This window comes from Streptomyces sp. TE5632 (genome assembly GCF_054061295.1).
On sequence record NZ_JBSSEA010000003.1, the window covers coordinates 3663047 to 3687529 of the forward strand.

The 24483-nt window shown below is 69.0% G+C and carries 19 protein-coding genes; 14 read left to right on the plus strand and 5 right to left on the minus strand.

Going from position 1 to position 24483, the window contains the following annotated elements; all coding sequences use genetic code 11:
- Nucleotides 1-7: 7 nt before the first annotated feature.
- The 4 genes from ACVW19_RS22040 to ACVW19_RS22055 are packed head-to-tail and all read right to left on the minus strand — an operon-like array spanning nt 8 to nt 3935.
- Nucleotides 8-775 (minus strand): succinate dehydrogenase/fumarate reductase iron-sulfur subunit, encoded by a 768-nt coding sequence (locus ACVW19_RS22040; RefSeq protein ID WP_457461108.1) that lies wholly within the window; start codon nt 773-775, stop codon nt 8-10.
- A complete protein-coding gene (locus tag ACVW19_RS22045) occupies nt 772-2739 on the minus strand; it encodes a fumarate reductase/succinate dehydrogenase flavoprotein subunit (protein WP_457461109.1) in 1968 nt (655 codons plus the stop codon). Before ACVW19_RS22045 ends, ACVW19_RS22040 begins: the two co-directional genes overlap by 4 nt.
- A gap of 18 nt (nt 2740-2757) precedes the next feature.
- Nucleotides 2758-3594, minus strand: a complete 837-nt coding sequence (locus ACVW19_RS22050; protein ID WP_457461111.1) for a hypothetical protein — start codon at nt 3592-3594, stop codon at nt 2758-2760.
- A gap of 47 nt (nt 3595-3641) precedes the next feature.
- Nucleotides 3642-3935: a hypothetical protein gene (locus ACVW19_RS22055; RefSeq protein ID WP_457461113.1), complete on the minus strand. Its 294-nt coding sequence runs from the start codon at nt 3933-3935 to the stop codon at nt 3642-3644.
- 302 nt (nt 3936-4237) lie between these two features.
- Between ACVW19_RS22055 and ACVW19_RS22060 the strand changes: the two genes are divergently transcribed.
- From ACVW19_RS22060 to ACVW19_RS22115, 12 genes are all read left to right on the plus strand, one after another.
- Nucleotides 4238-6760 (plus strand): ABC transporter substrate-binding protein, encoded by a 2523-nt coding sequence (locus ACVW19_RS22060; RefSeq protein ID WP_457461115.1) that lies wholly within the window; start codon nt 4238-4240, stop codon nt 6758-6760.
- Nucleotides 6761-7145: 385 nt separating this feature from the next.
- Nucleotides 7146-9062 carry a translational GTPase TypA gene (gene typA, locus ACVW19_RS22065; protein ID WP_457461117.1) on the plus strand — a complete coding sequence of 639 codons (1917 nt, stop codon included), beginning with the start codon at nt 7146-7148 and terminating at the stop codon, nt 9060-9062.
- A gap of 672 nt (nt 9063-9734) precedes the next feature.
- Nucleotides 9735-11351 carry a peptide ABC transporter substrate-binding protein gene (locus ACVW19_RS22070; protein ID WP_457461119.1) on the plus strand — a complete coding sequence of 539 codons (1617 nt, stop codon included), beginning with the start codon at nt 9735-9737 and terminating at the stop codon, nt 11349-11351.
- Between the two features lie 130 nt (nt 11352-11481).
- A complete protein-coding gene (locus ACVW19_RS22075; protein ID WP_457461120.1) occupies nt 11482-12411 on the plus strand; it encodes an ABC transporter permease in 930 nt (309 codons plus the stop codon).
- Nucleotides 12404-13366: an ABC transporter permease gene (locus ACVW19_RS22080; RefSeq protein WP_457461122.1), complete on the plus strand. Its 963-nt coding sequence runs from the start codon at nt 12404-12406 to the stop codon at nt 13364-13366. The genes ACVW19_RS22075 and ACVW19_RS22080 overlap by 8 nt, the downstream gene beginning before the upstream one ends.
- A gap of 11 nt (nt 13367-13377) precedes the next feature.
- The gene (locus ACVW19_RS22085; RefSeq protein ID WP_457461124.1) at nt 13378-14436 is read left to right on the plus strand and encodes an ABC transporter ATP-binding protein; all 1059 of its coding nucleotides are present in this window, start codon (nt 13378-13380) and stop codon (nt 14434-14436) included.
- Entirely contained in the window at nt 14429-15577 is a 1149-nt protein-coding gene (locus ACVW19_RS22090) for an ABC transporter ATP-binding protein (protein WP_457461126.1), read from the plus strand. Before ACVW19_RS22085 ends, ACVW19_RS22090 begins: the two co-directional genes overlap by 8 nt.
- 221 nt (nt 15578-15798) lie before the next feature.
- Entirely contained in the window at nt 15799-17433 is a 1635-nt protein-coding gene (locus tag ACVW19_RS22095) for a peptide ABC transporter substrate-binding protein (RefSeq protein ID WP_457461128.1), read from the plus strand.
- Nucleotides 17434-17439: 6 nt separating this feature from the next.
- Nucleotides 17440-18363 carry an ABC transporter permease gene (locus ACVW19_RS22100; protein ID WP_457461130.1) on the plus strand — a complete coding sequence of 308 codons (924 nt, stop codon included), beginning with the start codon at nt 17440-17442 and terminating at the stop codon, nt 18361-18363.
- On the plus strand, nt 18356-19336 hold the full coding sequence (locus ACVW19_RS22105) for an ABC transporter permease (protein WP_457461132.1): 981 nt from the start codon (nt 18356-18358) through the stop codon (nt 19334-19336). Before ACVW19_RS22100 ends, ACVW19_RS22105 begins: the two co-directional genes overlap by 8 nt.
- A 9-nt stretch (nt 19337-19345) precedes the next feature.
- The gene (locus ACVW19_RS22110) at nt 19346-20320 is read left to right on the plus strand and encodes an ABC transporter ATP-binding protein (protein WP_457461134.1); all 975 of its coding nucleotides are present in this window, start codon (nt 19346-19348) and stop codon (nt 20318-20320) included.
- Nucleotides 20313-21362, plus strand: a complete 1050-nt coding sequence (locus tag ACVW19_RS22115; RefSeq protein ID WP_457461136.1) for an ABC transporter ATP-binding protein — start codon at nt 20313-20315, stop codon at nt 21360-21362. Before ACVW19_RS22110 ends, ACVW19_RS22115 begins: the two co-directional genes overlap by 8 nt.
- A 33-nt stretch (nt 21363-21395) precedes the next feature.
- Here the strand turns inward: ACVW19_RS22115 and ACVW19_RS22120 are convergent, their stop codons facing one another.
- Nucleotides 21396-23516 (minus strand): prolyl oligopeptidase family serine peptidase, encoded by a 2121-nt coding sequence (locus ACVW19_RS22120; RefSeq protein ID WP_457461138.1) that lies wholly within the window; start codon nt 23514-23516, stop codon nt 21396-21398.
- Nucleotides 23517-23694: 178 nt separating this feature from the next.
- On the opposite strand from ACVW19_RS22120, the gene ACVW19_RS22125 reads away from it, so the two are divergent.
- Both ACVW19_RS22125 and ACVW19_RS22130 read left to right on the plus strand, forming a co-directional pair.
- Nucleotides 23695-23889: a hypothetical protein gene (locus ACVW19_RS22125; protein ID WP_109376839.1), complete on the plus strand. Its 195-nt coding sequence runs from the start codon at nt 23695-23697 to the stop codon at nt 23887-23889.
- Nucleotides 23890-23997: 108 nt separating this feature from the next.
- Nucleotides 23998-24453 (plus strand): hypothetical protein, encoded by a 456-nt coding sequence (locus ACVW19_RS22130; protein WP_457461139.1) that lies wholly within the window; start codon nt 23998-24000, stop codon nt 24451-24453.
- The last annotated feature ends 30 nt before the right edge of the window (nt 24454-24483 follow it).

The following is a 24483-nucleotide window of genomic DNA, read 5'->3' on the forward strand; positions in this document are numbered from 1 at the left end:
CCGGGGCTCAGGACCGGCGTCGGATCTTGTCGCCGAGCCAGACGAGCGGGTCGTACTTGCGGTCGACCGCCCGTTCCTTCAGCGGGATCAGCGCGTTGTCCGTGATCCGGATGCCCTCGGGGCACACCTCCGTGCAGCACTTGGTGATGTTGCAGTAGCCGAGCCCGTGCTCGTCCTGGGCCGTGCTCCTGCGGTCCAGGCCGGTTTCCTCGGCGGCGTCCAGCGGATGCATGTCCAGCTCCGCCACCCGCATCAGGAACCGCGGCCCCGCGAACGCCCGCTTGTTCTCCTCGTGGTCGCGGACCACATGGCAGACGTCCTGGCACAGGAAGCACTCGATGCACTTGCGGAACTCCTGGGAGCGGTCCACGTCCTCCTGCGTCATCCGGTACTCGCCGGGCCCGAGGCCCTCCGGCGGTACGAAGGCCGGCACCTGGCGTGCCTTGGTGTAGTTGAAGCCGACGTCGGTCACCAGGTCGCGGATCACCGGGAAGGCCCGCAGCGGGGTCACCGTGATCGTCTCGTCCCGGTCGAACACCGACATCCGGGTCATGCACAGCAGCCGGGGACGCCCGTTGATCTCCGCCGAGCACGAACCGCACTTGCCGGCCTTGCAGTTCCAGCGCACGGCCAGGTCGGGGGCCTGGGTGGCCTGGAGCCGGTGGACGATGTCGAGGACCACCTCGCCGTCGTTCACCTCGACCCGGAAGTCCTCCAGGCCGCCGCCCTCGACATCCCCCCGCCACACCTTGAAGCGGGCCTCGTAGCTGCTCACTCGTAGAGCTCCTCTTCGGCGAGGTACTTGACCAGCTCCTCCTTCTCGAAGAGGGCGAGCAGGTCGGGGCGGATGGGTTCGGTGGTCTCACGGGTCAGGGTGATCTGGCCGCGCTCCGGGGCGGTGGCCGCGATGCCGCCGGTGGGATCGGTCATCGCGCACAGCAGATTGACGTTGCGCCAGGCGCGTTCCATCTCGGAGTGGTCCTCGCGGGTGTGCCCGCCGCGCGACTCGGTGCGCTCCCGCGCGGCCCGTGCCACACACTCGCTGACCAGCAGCATGTTCCGCAGGTCCAGGGCGAGGTGCCAGCCCGGGTTGAACTGCCGGTGCCCCTCGACCCCGGCCCGGCGCGCCCGTACCCGCAGCTCGGCGAGCTTGTGCAGGGCCTCCTCCATCTCGTGCTCCCGGCGGATGATGCCGACCAGGTCGTTCATCGTCTGCTGGAGTTCCTGGTGCAGGGTGTACGGGTTCTCCGGAGCGGTCGCCGGGCCCTCCGCCGGTTCCCCGGCCTCGGCGGAGAAGGGGCGCAGGGCCTCCGCCGCCGCGGCGTCGACCTGGGCGTCGTCCACCCGGGGCCGCCCGGCGCCTGCCCCGGCGCCCCGCCCGGCGGTGTACGTCCCCGCGTGCTCGGCCGCGTGCCATCCCGCCCGGCGCCCGAACACCAGCAGGTCGGACAGGGAGTTCCCGCCCAGCCGGTTGGAGCCGTGCATCCCGCCGGCCACCTCACCGGCCGCGAACAGCCCCGGCACCCCGCGCGTCGCCGCCGTGTCGGAGTCGACGGCGACGCCGCCCATCACGTAGTGGCAGGTCGGCCCGACCTCCATCGCCTCCGCCGTGATGTCGACGTCCGCCAGCTCCTTGAACTGGTGGTACATCGACGGCAGCCGGCGCTTGATGACGTCGGCGGGCATCCGGGTGGACACGTCCAGGAAGACCCCGCCGTGCGGGGAGCCGCGGCCCGCCTTCACCTCGGCGTTGATCGCGCGGGCGACCTCGTCGCGGGGGAGCAGTTCGGGGGGACGCCGGTTGCGGTCCGGGTCGTCGTACCAGCGGTCGCCCTCCTCCTCGGACTCGGCGTACTTCTCCTTGAAGACGTCCGGCACGTAGTCGAACATGAACCGCTTGCCCTCGGAGTTGCGCAGCACCCCGCCGTCGCCGCGCACCGACTCGGTGACCAGGATGCCCTTCACCGACGGCGGCCAGACCATGCCCGTCGGATGGAACTGCACGAACTCCATGTTGAGCAGCGGGGCCCCGGCCAGCAGCGCCAGCGCGTGGCCGTCCCCGGTGTACTCCCACGAGTTCGACGTCACCTTGAACGACTTGCCGATGCCGCCCGTCGCGAGGACCACGGCGGGCGCCTCCAGCACGAAGAAACGGCCGGACTCCCGCTCGTAGCCGAAGACGCCGGAGACGTGGGAGCCGTCCTTGAGGACGCGGGTGACCGTGCACTCCTGGAAGACCTTCAGCCGGGACTCGTACTCCCCGGTCTCCCGGAAGTCCTCCTGCTGGAGTGCGACGATCTTCTGCTGGAGGGTGCGGATCAGCTCCAGACCGGTGCGGTCGCCGACGTGGGCGAGGCGGGGGTACTCGTGGCCGCCGAAGTTGCGCTGCGAGATCCGGCCGTCCTTCGTCCGGTCGAACAGCGCGCCCCAGGTCTCCAGTTCCCACACCCGCTGCGGCGCCTCCTGGGCGTGCAGCTCGGCCATCCGCCACTGGTTGAGGAACTTCCCGCCGCGCATGGTGTCGCGGAAGTGGACCTGCCAGGTGTCGTGCTCGTTGGCGTTGGCCATGGCGGCGGCGATGCCGCCCTCGGCCATCACGGTGTGCGCCTTGCCGAACAGCGACTTGCAGATCACCGCCGTACGCGCCCCCCGCTCGCGTGCCTCGATGGCGGCGCGCAGCCCGGCGCCGCCCGCACCGACCACGACGACGTCCCATTCCTGCCGGTCGACCACGGTCATCTCAAAAGGCCCCACTCATCAGAAGAAGCGCGGATCGTCGAAGGCGCCGGACGCGAGGAGGTAGACGTAGAAGTCGGCGACCGCCACGCTCACCAGCGACGCCCAGGCGAGCTGCATGTGCCGGGCGTTCAGCCGGCTCACCCACTGCCACATCCGGTAGCGCACGGGATGCTTCGAGAAGTGCTTGAGCTTTCCGCCGACGATGTGCCGGCAGGAGTGACAGGAGATGGTGTAAAGCCAGATCAGCGCGATGTTGACCAGGAAGACGAGGGTGCCGAGCCCCATGTGGCCCCACGCGTAGTGCTCGTCGCGGAAGGCGAGGACGGTGTCGTAGGTCAGCACCCCGGCGACCAGGAGCGCCGCGTAGAAGAAGTACCGGTGGACGTTCTGCAGGATCAGCGGGAAGCGGGTCTCCCCGGAGTACTTCTTGTGCGGCTCGGCCACCGCGCAGGCCGGCGGGGCGGCCCAGAAGCCCCGGTAGTAGGCCTTGCGGTAGTAGTAGCAGGTCAAGCGGAAGCCGAGCGGGAAGATCAGGATGATGATCGCCGGTGAGATGCCCCACCAGCTGCCGAACAGCTCCCAGTTGGGTCCGGCGCGCATCGTCTCGCAGTTCTCCGCGAGGCACGGGGAGTAGAACGGCGAGACGTACGGCGCCGCGTAGTAGTCGGCGTTCGCGAAGGCCCGCCAGGTCGAGTAGACGACGAAGGCGAGCAGACCGGCCGCGGTGGCGGCCGGGGCCAGCCACCAGCGGTCGGTCCGCAGATGCGGAGCGGCGATCGCGGCGCGGGTACCGGTGCGCACACCGGTACGTCGGGGATGGGGTTCGGTGGCAGGAGGTTCCGTACCAGTGGCCACTTGTCCGCTCCGGTAGGGGTCAGGGGGCACTGCGGGTCCGGTGGGGGTCAGGGGGCGTGGCGGTCGCGGACGCCGAGGCCCTCGTCGTCCGAGTCCACCCACAGGGTCGGGTCGTACGGCGTGTCGGAGATGGTGACGAGATCGGGCCGCTTCGGCGCGGTGGTTCCGGCCGTGGCCGTCTCCCGCAGCAGCGCGACGCTCTCCCGCAGATGGTTGGTGTCGGATCGGACGCGGCGCATCTCCAGACCGCCGCTGCCGAGCTGTTTCTCCAGGCGTCCCACCGACCGGATCAGGTCGTCGAGGCTGCGCTGGACGGATGCCAGTTCGTCGTGCACGGACATGACTTGCCCTCACTTCCCGCGGGTCCTTCAGGGTCCTTCAGGCCCAAGGCGGCAACGTTCATGCGCCTGCGAGTGTCGCGCGTCACACCTTGCGCTGTGAAGGGATGTGCACCGATTGGCCGAGGCGCAGGGGTGCATCGTGCGGTGCGCTACGCCGTACGGGTGAGCTTTCCACCCGTGGCCGCCGTGTCGCTCTCGGTTGCCGAACCCTTTCCTCTTCAGTGGCCGCATACATCAGATGAGCACCAAAAATACTGATAAAAGTGATCATAACGTCCGCGGCTTCCCGGAGGTAACCAGAGATGTCCCACGACGGCGTCGCCCCGCGCGCGGTCATGCGCTCGGTCGTCTTCCTCACCGCGGGCGCTCTCGTGGTGCCCGCTCTGGCCGGATGCAGTTCCGAGGACCCGGCCGGCCGACCCCTCGCCGCGGGGGACGTCGCACGCGCCGACCGCACGGCGATCGCCGACGGCGGCACCCTGCGCTGGGCGGTGGACACCGTCCCGGACACCCTGAACACCTTCCAGTCGGACGCCGACGCCACCACCACCCGGATCGCGCAGGCCGTCCTGCCGTCGATGTACCGGATGGACGACCGGGGGCGCCCGGTGCGCAACGCCGACTACCTGGAGTCCGCGGAGGTCGTCGAGACCGAGCCCAAGCAGGTCGTCCTCTACCGGCTCAACCAGCAGGCCGTCTGGAGCGACGGCCGCGAGATCGGCGCCGCCGACTTCTCCGCCCAGTGGCGTGCCCTGTCCGGTGAGGACACCGCCTACTGGACCGCCCGCAACGCCGGCTACGACCGCATCGAGAAGATCGAGCGCGGCAAGGACGACCTGGAGGTCAAGGTCACCTTCAGCCGCCCCTACGCCGACTGGAAGTCCCTGTTCACACCGCTGTACCCGAAGGACGTCATGGGTTCCCCGGACTCCTTCAACGACGGGGCCCGCAAGAAGCTGAAGGTCACCGCCGGTCCGTTCAAGGTGAAGAAGGTCGACCGCGAGGACGACCAGGTCACCCTCACCCGCAATGCCCGCTGGTGGGGCGATCCGGCCCGGCTCTCGACGATCGTGCTGCGCGCGGTGCCCCGCGACGAACGGATCGCCGCGCTCACCGCCGGCACCCTGGACCTGGCCGAGATCGACGCCACCGGCGCCCGCCGCATCGTCGCCGCCGGCCCGCGGGGCGAAAGCGCACGCGGGAGCGAGGAGGGCGGCGAGCAGAAGAGCGAGCAGGACGGGAAACAGGACGGGAAACAGGACGGGAAACAGGACGGGAAACAGGACGGGAAACAGGACGGGAAAGGAGAGGCCGAACGGGTGAGCGCGCCCCTGGCGGGCCCCCTCGGTTCCGGCCGGTCCGCCGCCCACGCCCTGCGCTCCTGGGCCGTCGCGAACGGCTCCGACGAGGACGCCGCCGACAAGGAGATCTCCGCCCGCGAGCAGCGGCGCGAGGCCGCCGCGACGCACGCGCGTCAGCAGAAGACCCTCAGCGGGTTCGAGGTGCGCAAGTCGCTGGAGCCCGCCTACACCCAGCTCGCCCTCAACGGCGACGAAGGCCCGCTCGCCGACGAGCGGGTCCGCCGTGCCGTGGCCCGCGCCCTGGACCGGGAGGCCCTGGCGAAGGCGGTCCTCGAGCCGCTCGACCTGCCCGCCGAGCCCGTCGGCAGCCACGTCGCGCTGTCCGGGCAGGCCGCCTACGCCGACGGGAGCGGCGCCCTCGGTGCCCAGGACGCCGCGGAGGCGCGCGCCCTGCTCGCGGACGCCGGCTGGGTACCGGGGGGCCCGATCGACCAGGAAAAGGACGAGAAGAAGGAAAAGGCCGAGAAGGACGAGAAGGCAGCGAAGGGCGAGAAAGCCGAGAAGGCAGCGAAGGGCGAGAAAGCCGAGAAGGACGAGGAAAAGGGGGACAAGGAGGAAGAGGACGGCGAGAAGGCGGCCGGTGCGGAGGGCAAGAAGGCCGGGTCGTCCGACAAGGGCTCCAAGAGCGGGTCAAAGGAAGACGACGACGGCACATACATCGTCGGCGAGGACGACGCGAAGGACGAGACGAAGGGCGAGACGAAGGACGACGCGGCGGACGACGACAAGAGCGGTGACGGCGGCACGGCGGAGCACCTCGCGCGGAACGGCACCGAGCACACACGACTGCACCGGGGCGGCGCCCCCGGCGCCTACGCCCCCAAGGGCACCGCCGCCCCCGCCCAGGCGGAGAACGCCCCGCTCGCCAAGGACGGCAAGGCGCTCACGCTCGACTTCGTGCTCCCCTCCGGGCCCGGCTCACAGACCCTGGGCGCCGTGGCCGACCGGATCACGCGGATGCTGGAGCGGGTCGGTATCCGCACCGACATCTCCACGGTCGACGACGAGAGCTACTTCACGGACCACATCGCCACCGGTGAGTACGACCTCGCCCTCTACTCCTGGCCCGCGACCGCCTTTCCCGCCACCGACGCCCGCCCGGTCTACGCCAAGCCGGTCCCGTCCGCCGACGGCTCGCTGAACGTCGGGCAGAACTACACCCGGGTCGGCACCGACCAGGTCGACCAGCTCTTCGACCAGGCCCTCACGACACTCAACGACGCGAAACGCGCCGAGCTGCTCCGCAAGGCCGACTCCCGCATCTGGGCGGCGGCCGGCTCGATCCCCCTCTACCAGCGCCCCCAGCTCACCGCGGCCCGGAAGGACCTGGCCAACGCGGGCGCCTTCGGTTTCCGCACCCCCGTCTACGAGGACATGGGCTTCCTGAAGAAGAGCGCGCGGGGCCCGGCCGGGACGCCGGCGGAGAAGACCGGCGAGCCCTCGGACTCACCCTCGGAGCGGTAGTCCCGGCCACCGCACCGACGTGAGACAGATCTCGGCACTTTTTCCGCACTCCCCGCCCCCGGCCGAGCGGCCACCGCGGGCGGCCCGCGGACGGGGCGGGCGCCGGGGACGGCTTCCCGTACTGCTGAACTGCGACGGGGCCGGAGCACGGGGTTCTTGACGGCGCCCGTGTCGCGGGCCCCGGGCCGCCGGTGCGCGCGGGGAGCGGCCACGACGAGGGGAAGGTCACCAGCCCCTCGAGGCACCCCGGCGGAGGACGCGCGAGCCGCCGGTTCCATGGGCCCGTAACATGGGGAGAGGCCGTGGCGTGTTCAGCCCGGCAGGGCCCGCGCACCACAGCCGTCTGCGCAGGGCGCTTCTCACCATTCCGGGAGTACGCCAACCCATGGCTTTGTCCATCCAGCGTCACGACATCCGCAACGTTGCCATCATCGCCCACGTCGACCACGGCAAGACCACCATCGTCGACGGCATGCTCAAGCAGGCAGGTGCCTTCGCCGCCCACCAGCTCGACCAGGTCGACGAGCGCATGATGGACTCCGGCGACCTGGAGCGTGAGAAGGGCATCACGATCCTCGCCAAGAACACGGCGGTGAAGTACCACCCCAAGGACGGCGGGGACCCGATCACGATCAACATCATCGACACCCCCGGCCACGCCGACTTCGGCGGCGAGGTCGAGCGCGCCCTGTCGATGGTCGACGGTGTCGTGCTGCTCGTCGACTCCTCCGAGGGACCGCTGCCCCAGACCCGCTTCGTGCTGCGCAAGGCGCTCCAGGCGCGGCTGCCGATCATCCTGTGCATCAACAAGACGGACCGGCCGGACTCCCGCATCGACGAGGTCGTCAACGAGGCCTACGACCTGTTCCTCGACCTGGACGCCGACGAGGACCAGATCGAGTTCCCGATCGTCTACGCCTGCGGCCGGGACGGCATCGCCTCGCTGACCAAGCCGGCGGACGGCACGGTCCCGACGGACTCGGACTCGCTCGAGCCGTTCTTCTCCACCATCCTGTCGCACATCCCGGCCCCCACCTACGACGAGGGCGCCCCGCTCCAGGCCCACGTCACCAACCTGGACGCCGACAACTTCCTCGGCCGGATCGCCCTGCTCCGCGTCCACCAGGGCGAGCTGAAGAAGGGCCAGACGGTCGCCTGGATGAAGCGCGACGGGTCCGTGCAGAACGTGCGGATCTCCGAGCTGATGATGACCGAGGCGCTCACCCGCAAGCCCGCCGAGAAGGCCGGCCCCGGGGACATCTGCGCGGTCGCCGGCATCCCGGACATCATGATCGGCGAGACCCTGGCCGACCCGGAGAACCCGGTTCCGCTGCCGCTGATCATGGTGGACGAGCCCGCGATCTCCATGACCATCGGCACCAACACCTCGCCGCTGGTCGGCCGCGGCAGCACCGGCAAGGGCGCCGACGCGAAGGCGGCCGTGAAGGACCGCAAGGTCACCGCCCGCCAGGTCAAGGACCGCCTGGACCGCGAGCTGATCGGCAACGTCTCGCTGCGCGTCCTGGACACCGGCCGTCCCGACGCCTGGGAGGTGCAGGGCCGAGGCGAACTGGCGCTGGCGATCCTGGTCGAGCAGATGCGCCGGGAGGGCTTCGAGCTCACCATCGGCAAGCCGCAGGTGGTCACCCGGGAGATCGACGGCAAGGTGCACGAGCCCGTCGAGCGGATGACGGTCGACGTGCCCGAGGAGCACATGGGCGCGGTCACGCAGCTCATGGGCGTCCGCAAGGGCCGCATGGACAACATGTCGAACCACGGCTCCGGCTGGGTGCGCCTGGAGTTCGTGGTGCCCTCGCGCGGACTGATCGGCTTCCGCACCGAGTTCCTCACCCAGACCCGCGGCACCGGTATCGCGCACTCCATCCACGAGGGCCACGAGCCCTGGTTCGGGCCGCTCACGACCCGTAACAACGGCTCCCTGGTCGCCGACCGGGCCGGCGCGGTCACCGCGTTCGCGATGACCAACCTGCAGGAGCGCGGTGTGCTGTTCACCGATCCCGGCACCGAGGTGTACGAGGGCATGATCGTCGGCGAGAACTCCCGTGCCGACGACATGGACGTCAACATCACCAAGGAGAAGAAGCTCACCAACATGCGGTCGGCCTCGGCCGACTCGTTCGAGGCGATCGTCCCGCCGCGCAAGCTGTCGCTGGAGCAGTCGCTGGAGTTCTGCCGTGACGACGAGTGCGTCGAGGTGACCCCGGAGTCCATCCGCATCCGCAAGGTGAACCTGGACGGCCGTGAGCGCGCCCGCGCCGCGAGCCGCGCCAAGCACGGCTGACCCCGGCCGGCACACCGCACGCACATGAACGGCGCCGGGCACCCCTATTACAGGGGTGCCCGGCGCCGTTCATGTGCGTGCCGGAATCGCACACCGGAATCTCGGAGGAGGAGGGTAGGGATAACCCTCGATCTGGCCGGGAGACGACCCTGAACTGGCCGACTCGCACTACTCTGCTCTGGAAGCGGACCGGTGCGACGGCCGACGCGCCCGGTCATATCCGGGGAAATGCAGAAGCCGCGCCTCGCCGGCCAACGGCTTTGCGGCACAAGCGTGTTGAGCGCACGGCAGCCCTGCGGGGAAGCCTGCACAGCGGCCACGCTACCCGCAACGGGTTTTCCGTACATTGCTGTCCGATATGCGGACACACACTCCCGATAGATGTGTAACAAGTCCGTTTCGCAGGGATCTTTCACCAAACCCTTTGTCCGGATTTTGGAAGATGTAGGACCCGGCTGTGATCGAACCGATACCTCGGGGGTGTGGTTCGGCCGGTGGCGAATGGCAGATAGTTAGGCGCGTAGAGCTCGGATGAACGGGTCGCGCGCTGACGGCGCCGACTTACGAGCGCGGGGGCACCTGACGATCTCCGACACCGGCGACGGGCGGTGGGCGGTGAGATGTCGTGTGCTCCTCTTTGCGGTGAACCAATGGACTCATGAGGAGGAACCCATGCGCGGTGCCAAGAGCGCCAAGTGGGTCGCGGGTGCGATAGTCGTCGCGCTGGCTGCTACTGCCTGCGGCGGCGGCGACGGCGGCGACGAGGGGAAGAGCAAGGGTTCCGGCCCTGCGGGATACGTCTCGATCGACGTCGGCGAACCGCAGAAGCCGCTGATCCCGGCCGACACCAACGAGTCCAACGGCTCGTACGTCATCCAGGCCCTGTTCACCCAGCTCCTGGACTTCGACGCCAAGGGCGAGATCGTCTACACGAACGCCGAGTCGGTCACCACCGAGGACTCGAAGACGTGGACGGTCAAGCTCAAGAAGGGCTGGAAGTTCCACAACGGCGAAGAGGTCACCTCCAAGTCGTACATCGACGCCTGGAACTGGTACGCCAACATCAAGAACAACCAGCAGAACTCCTTCTGGTTCCAGGACATCAAGGGCTACGACGACGTCCACCCGGAGAAGGGCGACCCGAAGGCCGAGGCCATGTCCGGTCTGAAGGCCGTGGACGACCACACCTTCACCATCGAGCTGAAGTACACGATGCCGTACTTCAACTACAAGCTGGGCTACTCCACGTGGGCCCCGCTGCCCAAGGTCTTCCACGACGACCCGAAGGCCTTCGGCCAGAAGCCGGTCGGCAACGGTCCCTACACGTTCGAGAAGTGGGACCACAAGAAGCTCATCCAGGTCAAGGCCTGGGACGACTACCAGGGCCCGAACAAGGCGAAGAACAAGGGCGTCCAGTTCAAGGCCTACACGACGCTCGAGGCCGCCTACAAGGACGTCGTCTCCGGCAACCTGGACATGATCCGCCAGGTCGGCCCGACGGACCTGCCGAAGTACAAGTCGGACCTCGGTGACGGCGCCATCGAGCAGCCGTACGCGGCCATCCAGACGCTGACCCCGGCGTTCTACTCCAAGACCTTCAAGGACATCGACCCGAAGGTCCTGCAGGGCCTGTCGATGGCGATCGACCGTGAGACGATCACCAAGACGGTTCTGAACAACACCCGCACGCCGGCCGAGTCCTTCACCCCGCCCGGTGTCAAGGGCAACCAGAACCTGGACACCGACGTGTTCACGTACAACCCGGAGAAGGCCAAGAAGCTCGTCAAGGAGGGCGGCGGCGTTCCGGGCAACAAGTTCACCGTCCAGTACAACACCGACGGTGGGCACAAGGAGTGGGTGACCGCGGTCTGCGAGTCCATCCGCAACGCCACCGGTGTCGACTGCGTCGGCGACCCCAAGCCGGACTTCGCCACGGACCTCGAGGCCCGTGACAACGACCAGGTGAAGGGCATGTACCGCGGTGGCTGGGTCGCCGACTACCCGGTCAACGCCAACTTCATGAAGGAGCTCTACCACACCACCGCCGAGGCCAACAACGGTCGGTTCTCCAACAAGGAGATCGACGAGCTGATGAACAAGGCGGACCAGGCCGAGTCCCTCGAGGCGTCGGTGAAGGCCTTCCAGGAGGTCGAGAAGAAGCTGGTCGACCACATGCCGGCCATCCCGCTCTGGTACTACCGCATCAACGGCGGCCACGGTAAGAACGTCGACAACGTCAACGTCGACTTCCACGGTGACCTCGAAGTGTGGGCCGTCACCACCAAGTAAGAGGATCCTCGGGGATCTTCCCACTCGGCCGTAAGCCCGCCGCCGCTCAGGCGGCGGTGGGAGGTGCGTGGGGCCGTCTCGTCATCAGGAGGCGGCCCCCCACCTGCGTTAACCCCTCACGGAGGCACCTATGGGGCGCTATGTCGCACGACGACTGCTCCAGATGATCCCGGTCTTCATCGGATCAACTCTGCTCATCTTCTGCATGATGTACGCCCTGCCCGGCGACCCCGTCCGGGCGATGATGGGGGATCAGGCGTACGACCCTGCGGTGGTCGCGAGCATCAAGAAGGACCTCGGCCTCGATCAGTCGCTGCTGCAGCAGTACGTGAACTACATGACCGGGCTGGTCCAGGGCGACTTCGGCACCCAGATCGCCAGTCAGCGGCCCATCAGCGACGTCATCGCCGACGCGTTCCCGGTGACGATCAGGCTGACGATCTTCGCCTTCACCTTCGTCACGCTCGTGGGCATCGGCCTCGGCGTCGTCGCCGGCCTGCGCCCCGACACGCTGCGGGACCGCGGACTGCTGACGCTGACCCTGTTCCTCGTCTCCATGCCGTCCTTCGTGCTGGGCTTCCTGCTGCAGTACCTGCTCGCGTTCAAGTGGTCCGTCACCACACCCACGGTGACCGACTCGACGGACTTCTCCCAACTCGCGCTTCCCGCCACCGTGCTGGCGTCGCTCTCCCTCGCCTACGTGGCCCGGCTGACCCGCACGTCGATCGCGGAGAACCTGCGTTCCGACTACATGCGCACCGCCATCGCCAAGGGGCTGCCGCGCCGCCGTGTCATCGGTGTCCACCTGCTGCGCAACTCGCTGATCCCCGTGGTCACCTTCCTCGGCATCGAGATCGGCAGCCTGATGACCGGCGCCATCGTGACCGAGGGCATCTTCAACGTGCGGGGCATCGGTATCGAGATCTACGAGGCGCTCAGCCGGCGTGAGGGCGCCACGGTCGTGGGCATCGCCTCGCTGATGGTGCTCATCTACCTCGCCACCAGCTTGATCGTCGACCTGCTTTACGCGGTCCTGGACCCGAGGATCCGGTATGCCTGACAAGACCATCGAGAAGAAGGTCGACGCCCTTCCCGGGGACACCGCGAGCACCGCGGCCGTCGTCGTCACCGACTCCGGCCCGGCCCCCGACAAGGCGCGCAGCCTCTGGTCCGACGCCTGGCACGACCTGCGGCGCAACCCGCTGTTCCTGGTCTCGACCGTGCTGATCGTGTTCCTGCTGGTGATGGCGATCTGGCCGGGACTGTTCACCAGCGCCTCGCCGCGCGACGCCGACCTGGCCAAGCACTACCTGGGCAAGCCGAACTGGGGTCATTTCTTCGCTCCGGACTGGTTCGGCTACGACGTGCAGGGCCGTTCGATCTACGCCCGTGTCGTCTACGGCGCCTGCGCCTCGATCACCGTCGGTGTGGGAGTCACCCTCGCCGTCACCGTTCTCGGCACGGTCATCGGCATGATCGCCGGCTACTTCGGCGGCTGGACCGACACCCTGCTCTCGCGGCTGACCGACATCTTCCTCGGCATCCCGTTCCTGCTCGGCGCCCTGGTGGTGCTCAACTCCTTCGACGACCGCACCGTCCTGGTCGTCATCCTGGCCCTCGCCTTCCTCGGCTGGACCCAGATCGCCCGTGTCGCCCGCGGCGCCGTGATCACCATCAAGCAGGCGGACTACGTGGTGGCCGCCAAGGCGCTCGGTGCCTCGACGTCCCGGATCATGTTCCGGCACATCCTGCCCAACGCGGTCGCGCCCATCATCGTCGTGGCGACCATCGCGCTCGGCGGCTACATCGCGGCCGAGGCCACCCTGTCCTTCCTGGGCGTGGGCCTCGGTGACACGGCCGTGTCCTGGGGCGGCGACGTGGCGCGTGGACGTGAGCAGCTCCGTATCGCCCCCCACACTCTGATCGTCCCGTCGGTGATGGTCTCGATCACGGTGCTCTCGTTCCTGATGTTCGGCGATGCGGTACGCAACGCCCTCGACCCCAAGCTGCGCTGAGGGAGGCGTACGTGACCATCATCGATGAAACGGCCGGGAGCCCCGCGCCGGACGGCGTTCGGGACGACGGCGGCCCGCTGCTCGAAGTCCGCGACCTGCACGTGGAGTTCCGCACCCGGGACGGGGTCGCCAAGGCCGTCAACGGCGTCAACTACTCCGTCGCCGCGGGCGAGACGCTCGCCGTGCTCGGCGAGTCCGGCTCCGGCAAGTCCGTCACCGCCCAGGCCATCATGGGCATCCTCGACATGCCTCCCGGCCGCATCCCCAAGGGTGAGATCCTCTTCCGCGGCCAGGACATGCTGCGGATGTCCAACGAGGAGCGCCGGAAGATCCGCGGCAACAAGATCGCGATGATCTTCCAGGACGCGCTGTCCTCGCTGAACCCGGTGCTCTCCGTGGGCTACCAGCTCGGCGAGATGTTCCGCGTCCACCAGGGCCTGTCCAAGAAGGAAGCCAAGGCCAAGTCGATCGAGCTGATGGACCGGGTGAAGATCCCGGCCGCCGCGGCCCGGGTCAACGACTACCCGCACCAGTTCTCGGGCGGTATGCGCCAGCGCATCATGATCGCGATGGCGCTCGCCCTGGAGCCGGACCTGATCATCGCCGACGAGCCCACCACGGCCCTCGACGTGACCGTCCAGGCCCAGGTCATGGACCTGCTCGCGGAGCTGCAGCGCGAGTACCACATGGGCCTGATCCTGATCACCCACGACCTCGGCGTCGTCGCCGACGTCGCGGACAAGATCGCGGTGATGTACGCGGGGCGGATCGTGGAGACCGCGCCCGTGCACGAGCTGTACAAGCGGCCCGCGCACCCCTACACCAAGGGCCTGCTCGACTCGATCCCGCGCCTGGACCAGAAGGGCCAGGAGCTGTACGCGATCAAGGGGCTGCCGCCCAACCTGACGCGGATCCCGTCCGGCTGCGCCTTCAACCCGCGGTGCCCGCAGGCACAGGACATCTGCCGTACGGACATCCCGCCGCTGTCCCCCGTCACCGAGCGGGACGGTGGCGAGCTGGCCGGCCGCGGCAGCGCGTGCCACTTCTGGAAGGAGACGATCCATGGCTGAGCTGGAGAAGACGGACGAGGCCGTGGACGCCACCCCCAACGTCACCGAGGTCGAGACGGTCGACGCCGCGACCGAGGCCGAGGTGGTGGCCGCGCTCGACGCGCCCGTCGACCGCGGTGAGCCGATCCTCCAGGTGCGCAACCTGGTGAAGCACTTCCCGCTGACCCAGGGCATCCTGTTCAAGCGTCAGGTCGGCGCGGTCAAGGCCGTGGACGGAATCTCCTTCGACCTCTACCAGGGCGAGACGCTCGGCATCGTGGGCGAGTCCGGCTGCGGCAAGTCCACGGTCGCCAAGCTTCTGATGATGCTGGAGAAGGCGACCGCGGGCGAGGTCTTCTACAAGGGCCAGGACATCACCAAGCTGTCCGGGCGTGCGCTGAAGGCGGTCCGGCGGAACATCCAGATGGTGTTCCAGGACCCGTACACCTCGCTCAACCCCCGGATGACGGTGGGCGACATCATCGGGGAGACCTTCGAGATCCACCCCGAGGTGGCGCCGAAGGGCGACCGCCGCCGCCGGGTCCAGGAACTCCTGGACGTGGTCGGTCTCAACCCCGAGTACATCAACCGCTACCCGCACCAGTTCTCGGGCGGTCAGCGCCAGCGCATCGGCATCGCCCGCGGCCTGGCCCTCAACCCCGAGATCATCATCTGCGACGAGCCGGTCTCCGCGCTGGACGTGTCCGTCCAGGCGCAGGTCATCAACCTGATGGAGAAGCTGCAGGACGAGTTCAACCTCTCCTACCTCTTCATCGCGCACGACCTGTCCATCGTCCGGCACATCTCGGACCGCGTCGGTGTGATGTACCTCGGCAAGATGGCCGAGATCGGCACCGACACCCAGATCTACGACCACCCGACGCACCCCTACACCCAGGCGCTGCTGTCGGCGGTCCCGGTGCCGGACCCGGCGGCCCGCGAGGGCCGGGAGCGGATCATCCTCACCGGTGACGTGCCGTCCCCGGCCAACCCGCCGTCGGGCTGCCGCTTCCGCACCCGCTGCTGGAAGGCGCAGGACAAGTGCGCCGAGGAGGTCCCGCTGCTGGCGGTCCCGGAGCGCTTCAAGGGCTCGGACACCCCGGCGGCCCACGAGTCGGCCTGCCACTTCGCCGAGGAGAAGGACGTAGTCCACGCGGTCTGACGTCCTAGCCCGACCGCCTGTCCGGAACCCGGCACCCCTTCACAGGGGTGCCGGGTTCCGGCGTCTTCGGCCCCGCCCCCCTCCGTACGTAGAGCCGCTCATACGTACATACGGCTGGAGTTCCGTCCGCACAGGTGTCGCACGTACACGCGATGACCCTTTTGCGTTGATATGTGTATGACGGATCGGTGCACCACCGCGTACGTACGAGGAGGCACTCCATGCGCGGAGCCACGCACGCCAGATGGGCCGTATGCGCGGTGGCGGCAGCCCTCGCGGCGACGGCCTGCGGAGGGGGCGGTGGCAGCGGCGGTGGCAGCGGTGACGCGGGCGCGGTGCTGAGTGCCTCCTGGGGTGACCCGCAGAACCCGCTGGAGCCGTCCAACACCAACGAGGTGCAGGGCGGCAAGGTCCTCGACATGATCTTCCGGGGGCTCAAGCGCTACGACCCGAAGACCGGCGAGGCCCAGGACATGCTCGCCGAGAAGATCGAGACCTCGGACTCGCAGAACTTCACCATCACCGTCAAGGACGGCTGGACCTTCAGCAACGGCGAGAAGGTCACCGCCCGGTCCTTCGTCGACGCCTGGAACTACGGTGCCAGTCTGAAGAACAACCAGCGCAACGCCTACTTCTTCGGCTACATCGAGGGCTACGACAAGGTCCACCCCGAGGAGGGCGAGCAGAGCGCCGAGACCCTCTCCGGCCTGAAGGTCGTCGACGACCAGACCTTCACCGTCAAGCTCACCCAGAAGTTCTCCACCTTCCCCGACACCCTCGGCTACGCCGCCTTCGCCCCGCTGCCCCGGTCCTTCTTCGACGACCACGCCGCCTGGGTCGCCAAGCCGGTCGGCAACGGCCCTTACCTGGTCGACTCGTACGCCAAGGGCTCGCAGATGTCCCTGCGCAAGTGGGACGACTACCCCGGCGACGACAAGGCACAGAACGGCGGCGTCGACCTCAAGGTCTACACCGACAACAACACCGCCTACACCGACCTCATCGCCGGCAACCTCGACCTGGTCGACGACGTCCCCGCCGCCCAGCTGAAGAACGTCAGGAACGACCTCGGCGACCGCTACCTCAACACCCCCGCCGGCATCATCCAGACCCTCGCCTTCCCGTTCTACGACGAGGCCTGGAACACGTCCGGCTCGGAGAAGGTCCGCAAGGGCCTGTCCATGGCGATCAACCGGAACCAGATCACCGACACCATCTTCGCCAGGACCCGCACCCCCGCCACCGACTGGACCTCCCCGGTCCTCGGCAAGGACGGCGGATACCAGGCCGGCCTGTGCGGGGACGCCTGCGAGTACCACCCCGACCAGGCCAAGAAGCTCGTCCAGGAGGGCGGCGGCCTGCCCGGCGGCCGCTTCACCATCACGTACAACGCGGACACCGGCTCCCACAAGGACTGGGTCGACGCCGTCTGCAACTCCATCAACAACGCGCTCGGCAACGAACGCGCCTGCACCGGCAACCCGGTCGGCACCTTCGCCGACTTCCGCAACCAGATCACCCGGCAGAAGATGAACGGCCCGTTCCGGGCCGGCTGGCAGATGGACTACCCGCTCATCCAGAACTTCCTCCAGCCGCTCTACTACACCGACGCCTCCTCCAACGACGGCAAGTGGTCCAACCAGGAGTTCGACGACCTCGTCGACCGGGCCAACCGCGAGACCGACAACGCCAAGGCCGTCGGCCTGTTCCAGCAGTCCGAGGAGGTCCTCCGCGACAACATGGCCGCCATCCCGCTCTGGTACCAGAACGGCAGCGCGGGCTGGTCGGACCGGCTGTCCGACGTGAAGCTCAACCCCTTCAGCGTCCCCGTGTACGACCAGATCAAGGTGAGCTGATCCGCCATGGGACGCTACGTCGTCCGGCGCCTGCTCCAGATGATCCCGGTGTTCGTCGGGGCCACGCTGCTGATCTTCCTCATGGTGAACGTGATGGGCGACCCCATCGCCGGACTCTGCGGCGAACGGCGCTGCGACCCGGCGACGGCCGCCCAGCTGAAGAAGGAGTTCGGCCTCGACAAGCCCGTCTGGCAGCAGTACCTGACCTACATGGGGAACGTCTTCACCGGCGACTTCGGTACGGCGTTCAACGGCCAGGAGGTCACCGAGCTGATGGCGACCGCGTTCCCCGTCACCATCCGCCTCACGATCGTCGCGATCCTCTTCGAGATCGTCATCGGCATCGCCCTCGGCGTGGTCACCGGGCTGCGCCGGGGGCGCCCCGTCGACACCGGCGTCCTGCTGCTCACCCTCGTCGTCATCTCCGTCCCCACCTTCGTCACCGGCCTGCTGCTGCAACTGCTGCTGGGGGTGAAGTGGGGCTGGATCAGGCCGTCGGTCTCCTCCGCGGCGCCCCTCGACGAACTGATCCTGCCCGGCCTGGTGCTGGCCTCCGTCTCCCTCGCCTACGTCACCCGGCTGACCCGCACCTCCATCGCCGAGAACCGGCGCTCCGACTACGTCCGCACCGCCGTCGCCAAGGGCCTGCCCCGGCACCGGGTGATCACCCGGCACCTGCTGCGCAACTCCCTCATCCCCGTGGTCACCTTCATCGGGGCGGACATCGGCTTCCTCATGGGCGGCGCGATCGTCACCGAGCGGATCTTCAACATCCACGGCGTCGGCTACCAGATCTACCAGGGCATCCTGCGGCAGAACACCCAGACCGTCGTCGGCTTCGTGACCGTGCTCGTGCTGGTGTTCCTGGTCGCCAACCTCGTCGTCGATCTCCTCTACGCCGTACTCGACCCGAGGATCCGCTATGCCTGAGCAGCACTACGACCCCGAGCGCGCCATCGCGGGCACCGGCATGGGCGGCGGCATGGACCTGGGCGTGGACGAGGCGGAGACACTCGAGCGCACCCCGGACGGCCCGCAGGGCACCGGACCGCAGGAAAAGCCCCGCTCCCTGTGGTCCGACGCCTGGCGCGACCTGCGCCGCAACCCCGTCTTCATCGTCTCGGCCCTGATCATCCTCTTCCTGATCGTCATCTCCCTGTGGCCCTCGCTGATCGCCCCCGGCAGCCCCCTCAAATGCGACCTCGCCAAGGCCCAGGAGGGCTCGCAGCCCGGCCACCCCTTCGGCTTCGACGGCCAGGGCTGCGACGTCTACACCCGCACCGTCTACGGCGCCCGTACGTCCGTCGCGGTCGGTGTCCTCGCCACGCTCGGCGTCGCGGTCCTCGGCAGTGTCCTCGGCGCGCTGGCCGGATTCTTCGGCGGGGTGGGGGACTCGATCCTGTCCCGCATCACGGACGTCTTCTTCGCCATCCCCGTCGTCCTCGGCGGACTGGTGCTGCTGTCCGTCACCACCAGCAACACCGTCTGGCCGGTCATCGGCTTCATCGTGCTGCTCGGCTGGCCGCAGCTGTCCCGGATCGCCCGCGGCTCGGTCATCACCGCCAAGCAGAACGACTACGTCCAGGCCGCACGGGCGCTCGGCGCCTCCAACTCCCGCCTGGTGCTGCGGCACATCGCGCCCAACGCGATCGCCCCGGTCATCGTCGTGGCGACCATCGCGCTCGGCACGTACATCTCGCTGGAGGCGACCCTGTCCTACCTCGGCGTCGGCCTGAAGCCGCCCAGCGTCTCCTGGGGCATCGACATCTCCGCCGCCTCCCCCTACGTCCGCAACGCCCCGCACGCGCTGCTGTGGCCCTCCGGCGCCCTCGCGATCACCGTCCTGGCGTTCATCATGCTCGGCGACGCGGTGCGCGACGCCCTCGACCCGAAGCTGAGGTGAGTCGCCGTCATGCTGCTCGAAGTGCGCGACCTGCACGTGGAGTTCCACACCCGGGACGGCGTCGCGAAGGCCGTCAACGGCGTCAGCTACGGTGTCGACGCGGGGGAGACGCTGGCGGTGCTGGGCGAGTCCGGCTCCGGCAAGTCGGTGACCGCGCAGGCGGTCATGGGCATCCTCGACGTGCCGCCCGGCCGGATCACCGGCGGCGAGGTCGTCTTCCGGGGGCGCGACCTGCTGGGGCTGAAGGAGAACGAACGCCGCAGGGTCCGGGGCGCCGAGATGGCGATGATCTTCCAGGACGCGCTGTCCTCCCTCAACCCCGTGCTCTCCGTCGGCGACCAGCTCGGCGAGATGTTCGTCGTGCACCGGGGCATGTCGAGGAAGGACGCACGGGCCAGGGCCGTCGAGCTGATGGACCGGGTGCGCATCCCCGCCGCCCGGGAGCGGGTCGGGCAGTACCCGCACCAGTTCTCCGGCGGCATGCGCCAGCGCATCATGATCGCCATGGCGCTGGCCCTGGAACCGGCCCTGATCATCGCCGACGAACCGACCACCGCCCTCGACGTCACCGTCCAGGCCCAGGTCATGGAACTCCTCGCGGAACTGCGGCGCGAGTACCGCATGGGGCTCGTCCTCATCACCCACGACCTCGGCGTGGTCGCCGACGTCGCCGACCGGATCGCCGTGATGTACGCGGGCCGGATCGTCGAGTCGGCGCCCGTGCACGACATCTACAAGGCCCCCGCCCACCCGTACACCCGGGGCCTGCTGGACTCCATCCCCCGCCTCGACCAGAAGGGCCGGCAGCTCTACGCCATCAAGGGCCTGCCGCCCAACCTCATGAGTATCCCGCCCGGTTGCGCCTTCCACCCCCGCTGCCCGATGGCCCGCGACGTCTGCCGGACCGACGAGCCCCCGCTGTACGAGGTCTCGGCGACGCGGGGGAGTGCCTGCCACTTCTGGCGGGAGTGCCTGGATGACTGAGCCGATCCTGGAGGTGTCCGGCCTGGTCAAGCACTACCCGCTGACCCGGGGCATCGTGATCCGCAAGCAGGTCGGCGCGGTGAAGGCGGTCGACGGCGTCGACTTCGCCCTCGGCCGGGGCGAGACCCTGGGCATCGTGGGCGAGTCCGGCTGCGGCAAGTCCACCGTCGCGAAGATGCTGGTCCACCTGGAGCGGCCGACGGCCGGCGCGATCCGCTACAAGGGCGAGGACATCACTCAGCTGTCGGGGAAGGCCCTCAAGGCCGTCCGGCGCAACATCCAGATGGTCTTCCAGGACCCGTACACCTCCCTCAACCCCCGGATGACGGTGGGCGACATCATCGGGGAGCCGTACGAGATCCACCCCGAGGTGGCACCCAAGGGCGACCGGCGCCAGCGGGTCCAGCACCTGCTGGACGTGGTCGGCCTCAACCCCGAGTACGTCAACCGCTACCCGCACCAGTTCTCCGGCGGCCAGCGCCAGCGCATCGGCATCGCCCGCGGGTTGGCGCTGCGCCCCGAGGTGATCGTCGCCGACGAGCCGGTCTCCGCGCTGGACGTCTCCGTCCAGGCCCAGGTCATCAACCTGATGGACCGGCTCCAGAGCGAGTTCGACCTGGCGCTCGTCTTCATCGCGCACGACCTGTCGATCGTCCGGCACATCTCCGACCGGGTCGGCGTGATGTACCTCGGCCGGATCGTCGAGACCGGCACCGACACCCAGATCTACGACCACCCGACCCACCCCTACACCCAGGCCCTGCTCTCCGCCGTCCCCGTCCCCGACCCGGCGGCCCGCGAACACCGCGAGCGGATCATCCTCACCGGAGACGTCCCGTCCCCCACCAACATCCCCTCCGGCTGCCGCTTCCGCACCCGCTGCTGGAAGGCGCAGGCCCGCTGCGCGACGGAGGTCCCCCTGCTCGCGGTCCCCGAGGCCTTCCGCGAGACCGGCGGCCCGGCGGCCCACCCCTCGGCCTGCCACTTCGCCGAGGAGAAACAGGTGGTACCACCGGAGGAGCACGGCAGCGGGCCGGGGTGACGTGGCGCGTCCCGGCCCGCTGGCCCGCTGTGCTCAGCCCTCGAGCCCCAGTGAGCGTTTGAGGAAGTCGACCTGGAGCAGGAGGAGGTTCTCCGCGACCTGTTCCTGGGGGGTGATGTGGGTGACGCCCGACAGGGGGAGGACCTCGTGGGGGCGGCCGGTGGCGAGGAGGGCGGAGGACAGGCGCAGGGAGTGGGCGACGACCACGTTGTCGTCGGCCAGGCCGTGCACGATCATCAGCGGGCGGTGCCGGTCGGCGGGGGAGGAGAGGCCCTCGGCGGTGACCAGCGAGCTGTTCGCGTACGTCTCCGGGCGTGCGGCCGGGTCGCCCAGGTACCGCTCCGTGTAGTGCGTGTCGTACAGCGTCCAGTCCGTCACCGGGGCGCCCGCGATGCCGGCGTGGAAGACGTCGGGGCGGCGGAGCACCGCCAGCGCCGCGAGGTAACCGCCGTAGGACCAGCCGCGGACGGCCACCCGGGAGAGGTCGAGGGGGTGGGACGCGGCGAGGTCCTGGAGCGCCTCGATCTGGTCGTCCAGGGTGAGCGTGAAGTCGTGGTGGACCGCCTTCTCCCAGGCCGGGGAGCGGCCGGGGGTGCCGCGGCCGTCGGCGACGACCACCGCGAAGCCCTGGTCGGCGAACCACTGCGAGGTCAGATGGGGGTTGTGCGCGGCCACCACGCGTTGGCCGTGCGGGCCGCCGTAGGGGTCCATGAGGACGGGGAGCGGAGCGTCACCGGAGTAGTCCCGGGGCATAAGCACGGCGCACGGGATTCGGCGTGCGCCCCCCTGGGTGAGGGTCACCCGAGGGGACATACCGGGGTCTTCGGCGTACGAGGGGACAGTCGCCGTCGGTTTCCCGTCACGCAGGACCACCGCCCGGGAACCTGGCCGATCCGGTGTCGCGGAGACGAGCACGGTGACGCCCCCGGCACGTACGGCGGAGTGCACGCCGGGCTCCTGCGAGACGCGCTCCACGCCGAGCTCGTTCACCCGGTAGACGTGCACCTCGCCGATCTCCGGATCGGCCGCCTCCTCACCCGCCGACGCCGAGACCAGCACTTCGTCGTCGGAGACGTCCAGAACGGCCCGGACGTGCAACTGCCCTCCGGTGAGCGGTCGTTCGCCCACGACAAGTCGTCGTGCGCCCCCCTCGTCCGCGATCCGCACCAGCTGCCCGGACGGACTCCAGCAGGGCACCCCGGGGAAAAGTTCAAGCCAATTCGGATCTTCGTCGGCGTGCACCATCCGGGTCTCCCCGGAATCCGGGTCCACCGCCAGGACCAGCTGACCGCGCTGGTCGCGCGCCTGTACGAGCAGCAGCGGCGCGCCCGCCGCTGACCAGTGCACATGCGCCAGGTACGGATACCGCTCCCGGTCCCACGCGACGTCCGAACGCACCCCGTCCAGCCCGATCACGAACAGCCGCACCTCCGCGTTCGCGGTGCCCGCCGCCGGGTACGCCACCCGCTGCGGCTCCCGCTCCGGATGCGCCGGATCGGAGATCCACCACCGCTCCACCGGCGTGTCGTCCGCGCGCGCCACCAGCAGCCGGTCCGAATCGGGCGCCCACCAGAAGCCCCGCAGCCGGTGCATCTCCTCGGCCGCGATGAACTCCGCCAGACCGTAGGTGACGTGGTCCGCCTCGGGGGTCGCCAGCGCCCGGTCGTCCTCCCCCTCCGCCCCGACGACCCGCAGCGCACCCTGCGCCACGTAGGCGATGTGGCGTCCGTCGGGCGACGGCCGGGGGTCGAGCACCGGCCCGGGAGTGGGCAGTTCGCGTGCCGTCCCGGCCTGCAGCTCGGCCGTGAAAAGCCGCCCTGACAAGGCGAAAGAGGCCAACTCCACGGCCGCGTCGGTGGCGTAGCCGACGATGCCGGCGCCTCCCTCACGGCTGCGCTCGCGCCGGGCGCGCTCCTCGGCCGACAGGTGCTCCGAGGCGCCGCCCAGGAGGGCCCGCGGGTCGGCCGCCACGCGCTCCCCACCGCCCTCCGGGTCGAGCACCCACAGCGAATTCGCCCGGTCCGTACCGGAACCCGAGCGCAGGAACGCCACCCGGGAACCGTCGGGTGCCACGGTGAACGCACGCGGCGCGCCGAGTGTGAACCGCTGGGTGCGGGCGTGCCGTCGGGGGAAGGAGTCAGCATCGGTCGTCATGCCATGACCATATTGGCCATGCGCCCCCTTGTGCGGCCGTGCGCCGACCGATGCGCACGTACGGATAGTTATGATCGTTCGCGCATAGTGGGTATGAACCTGCTGGCTGCTGTGTGGATGTATCTCTGCCCCCATATTCCTACCCCCCGAGTCCTGGGGTCCTTGGAGGTGAACCGCCGTGGCACTCTCGATTTCGGCGGTGGTGCTGCTGGCGATCATCGTCTTCCTGCTGATCAAGAAGTCGGGCCTCAAGACCGGGCATGCGGTCGTCTGCATGCTCCTCGGCTTCTACATGGCGTCGTCGACGATCGCGCCCACGATCAGTGAGTTGACGACCAACATCGCGGGGATGATCGGCAGCATCAGCTTCTGACCTCGCCGGCTGGGGGCGCGGTCCCAAGTCCGCTCCCCCGCAGGGGTATTGGCTCCTGCGGAGCGGTGTGCGTACGTTCCGTCCCGACCCATGGGCTAGAACTGCGGCATGGAAGAAGCCGCGGTTCTCGCCGTCGCAGCGCTCCTTGGCGTGTGGCTGCTGTGGAACCTGTGGAACCTCATCCGTCTCCCGTCTGGCCTGCGGGACGGAGCGTGGCAACGCCCGCTGTGGTGGGCGCGTCTGTGGTCCGTCTCGCTCTTCGTCGGCTTCGTGGCCTGGCTCCGGGGAGTGTTCAGCGGCGGACTCGACGTCGGCGAAACATGCGCGTACGCCCACCATCAGACTTACGACAGCGCCTACCTGGAGGCTCACCCCGGGGCGTTCAGCGAGTTGTTCCCGCTGAGCAACAAGTGCAACGCGCACTACGACCTGGTCCCGGCCTGGGTCAACCCGACCATCGCGAACTGCGCCGCCTTCGTACTGCTCGCCACCGCCGTACTGCTGTGGTTCGGCGTCGCCCGGCTCACCCGCTTCAACGGGGAGCGCCCGCGGTCACGGGCCTGACCACAGCGTGCCGGCTCCGGCTCCGCGCAT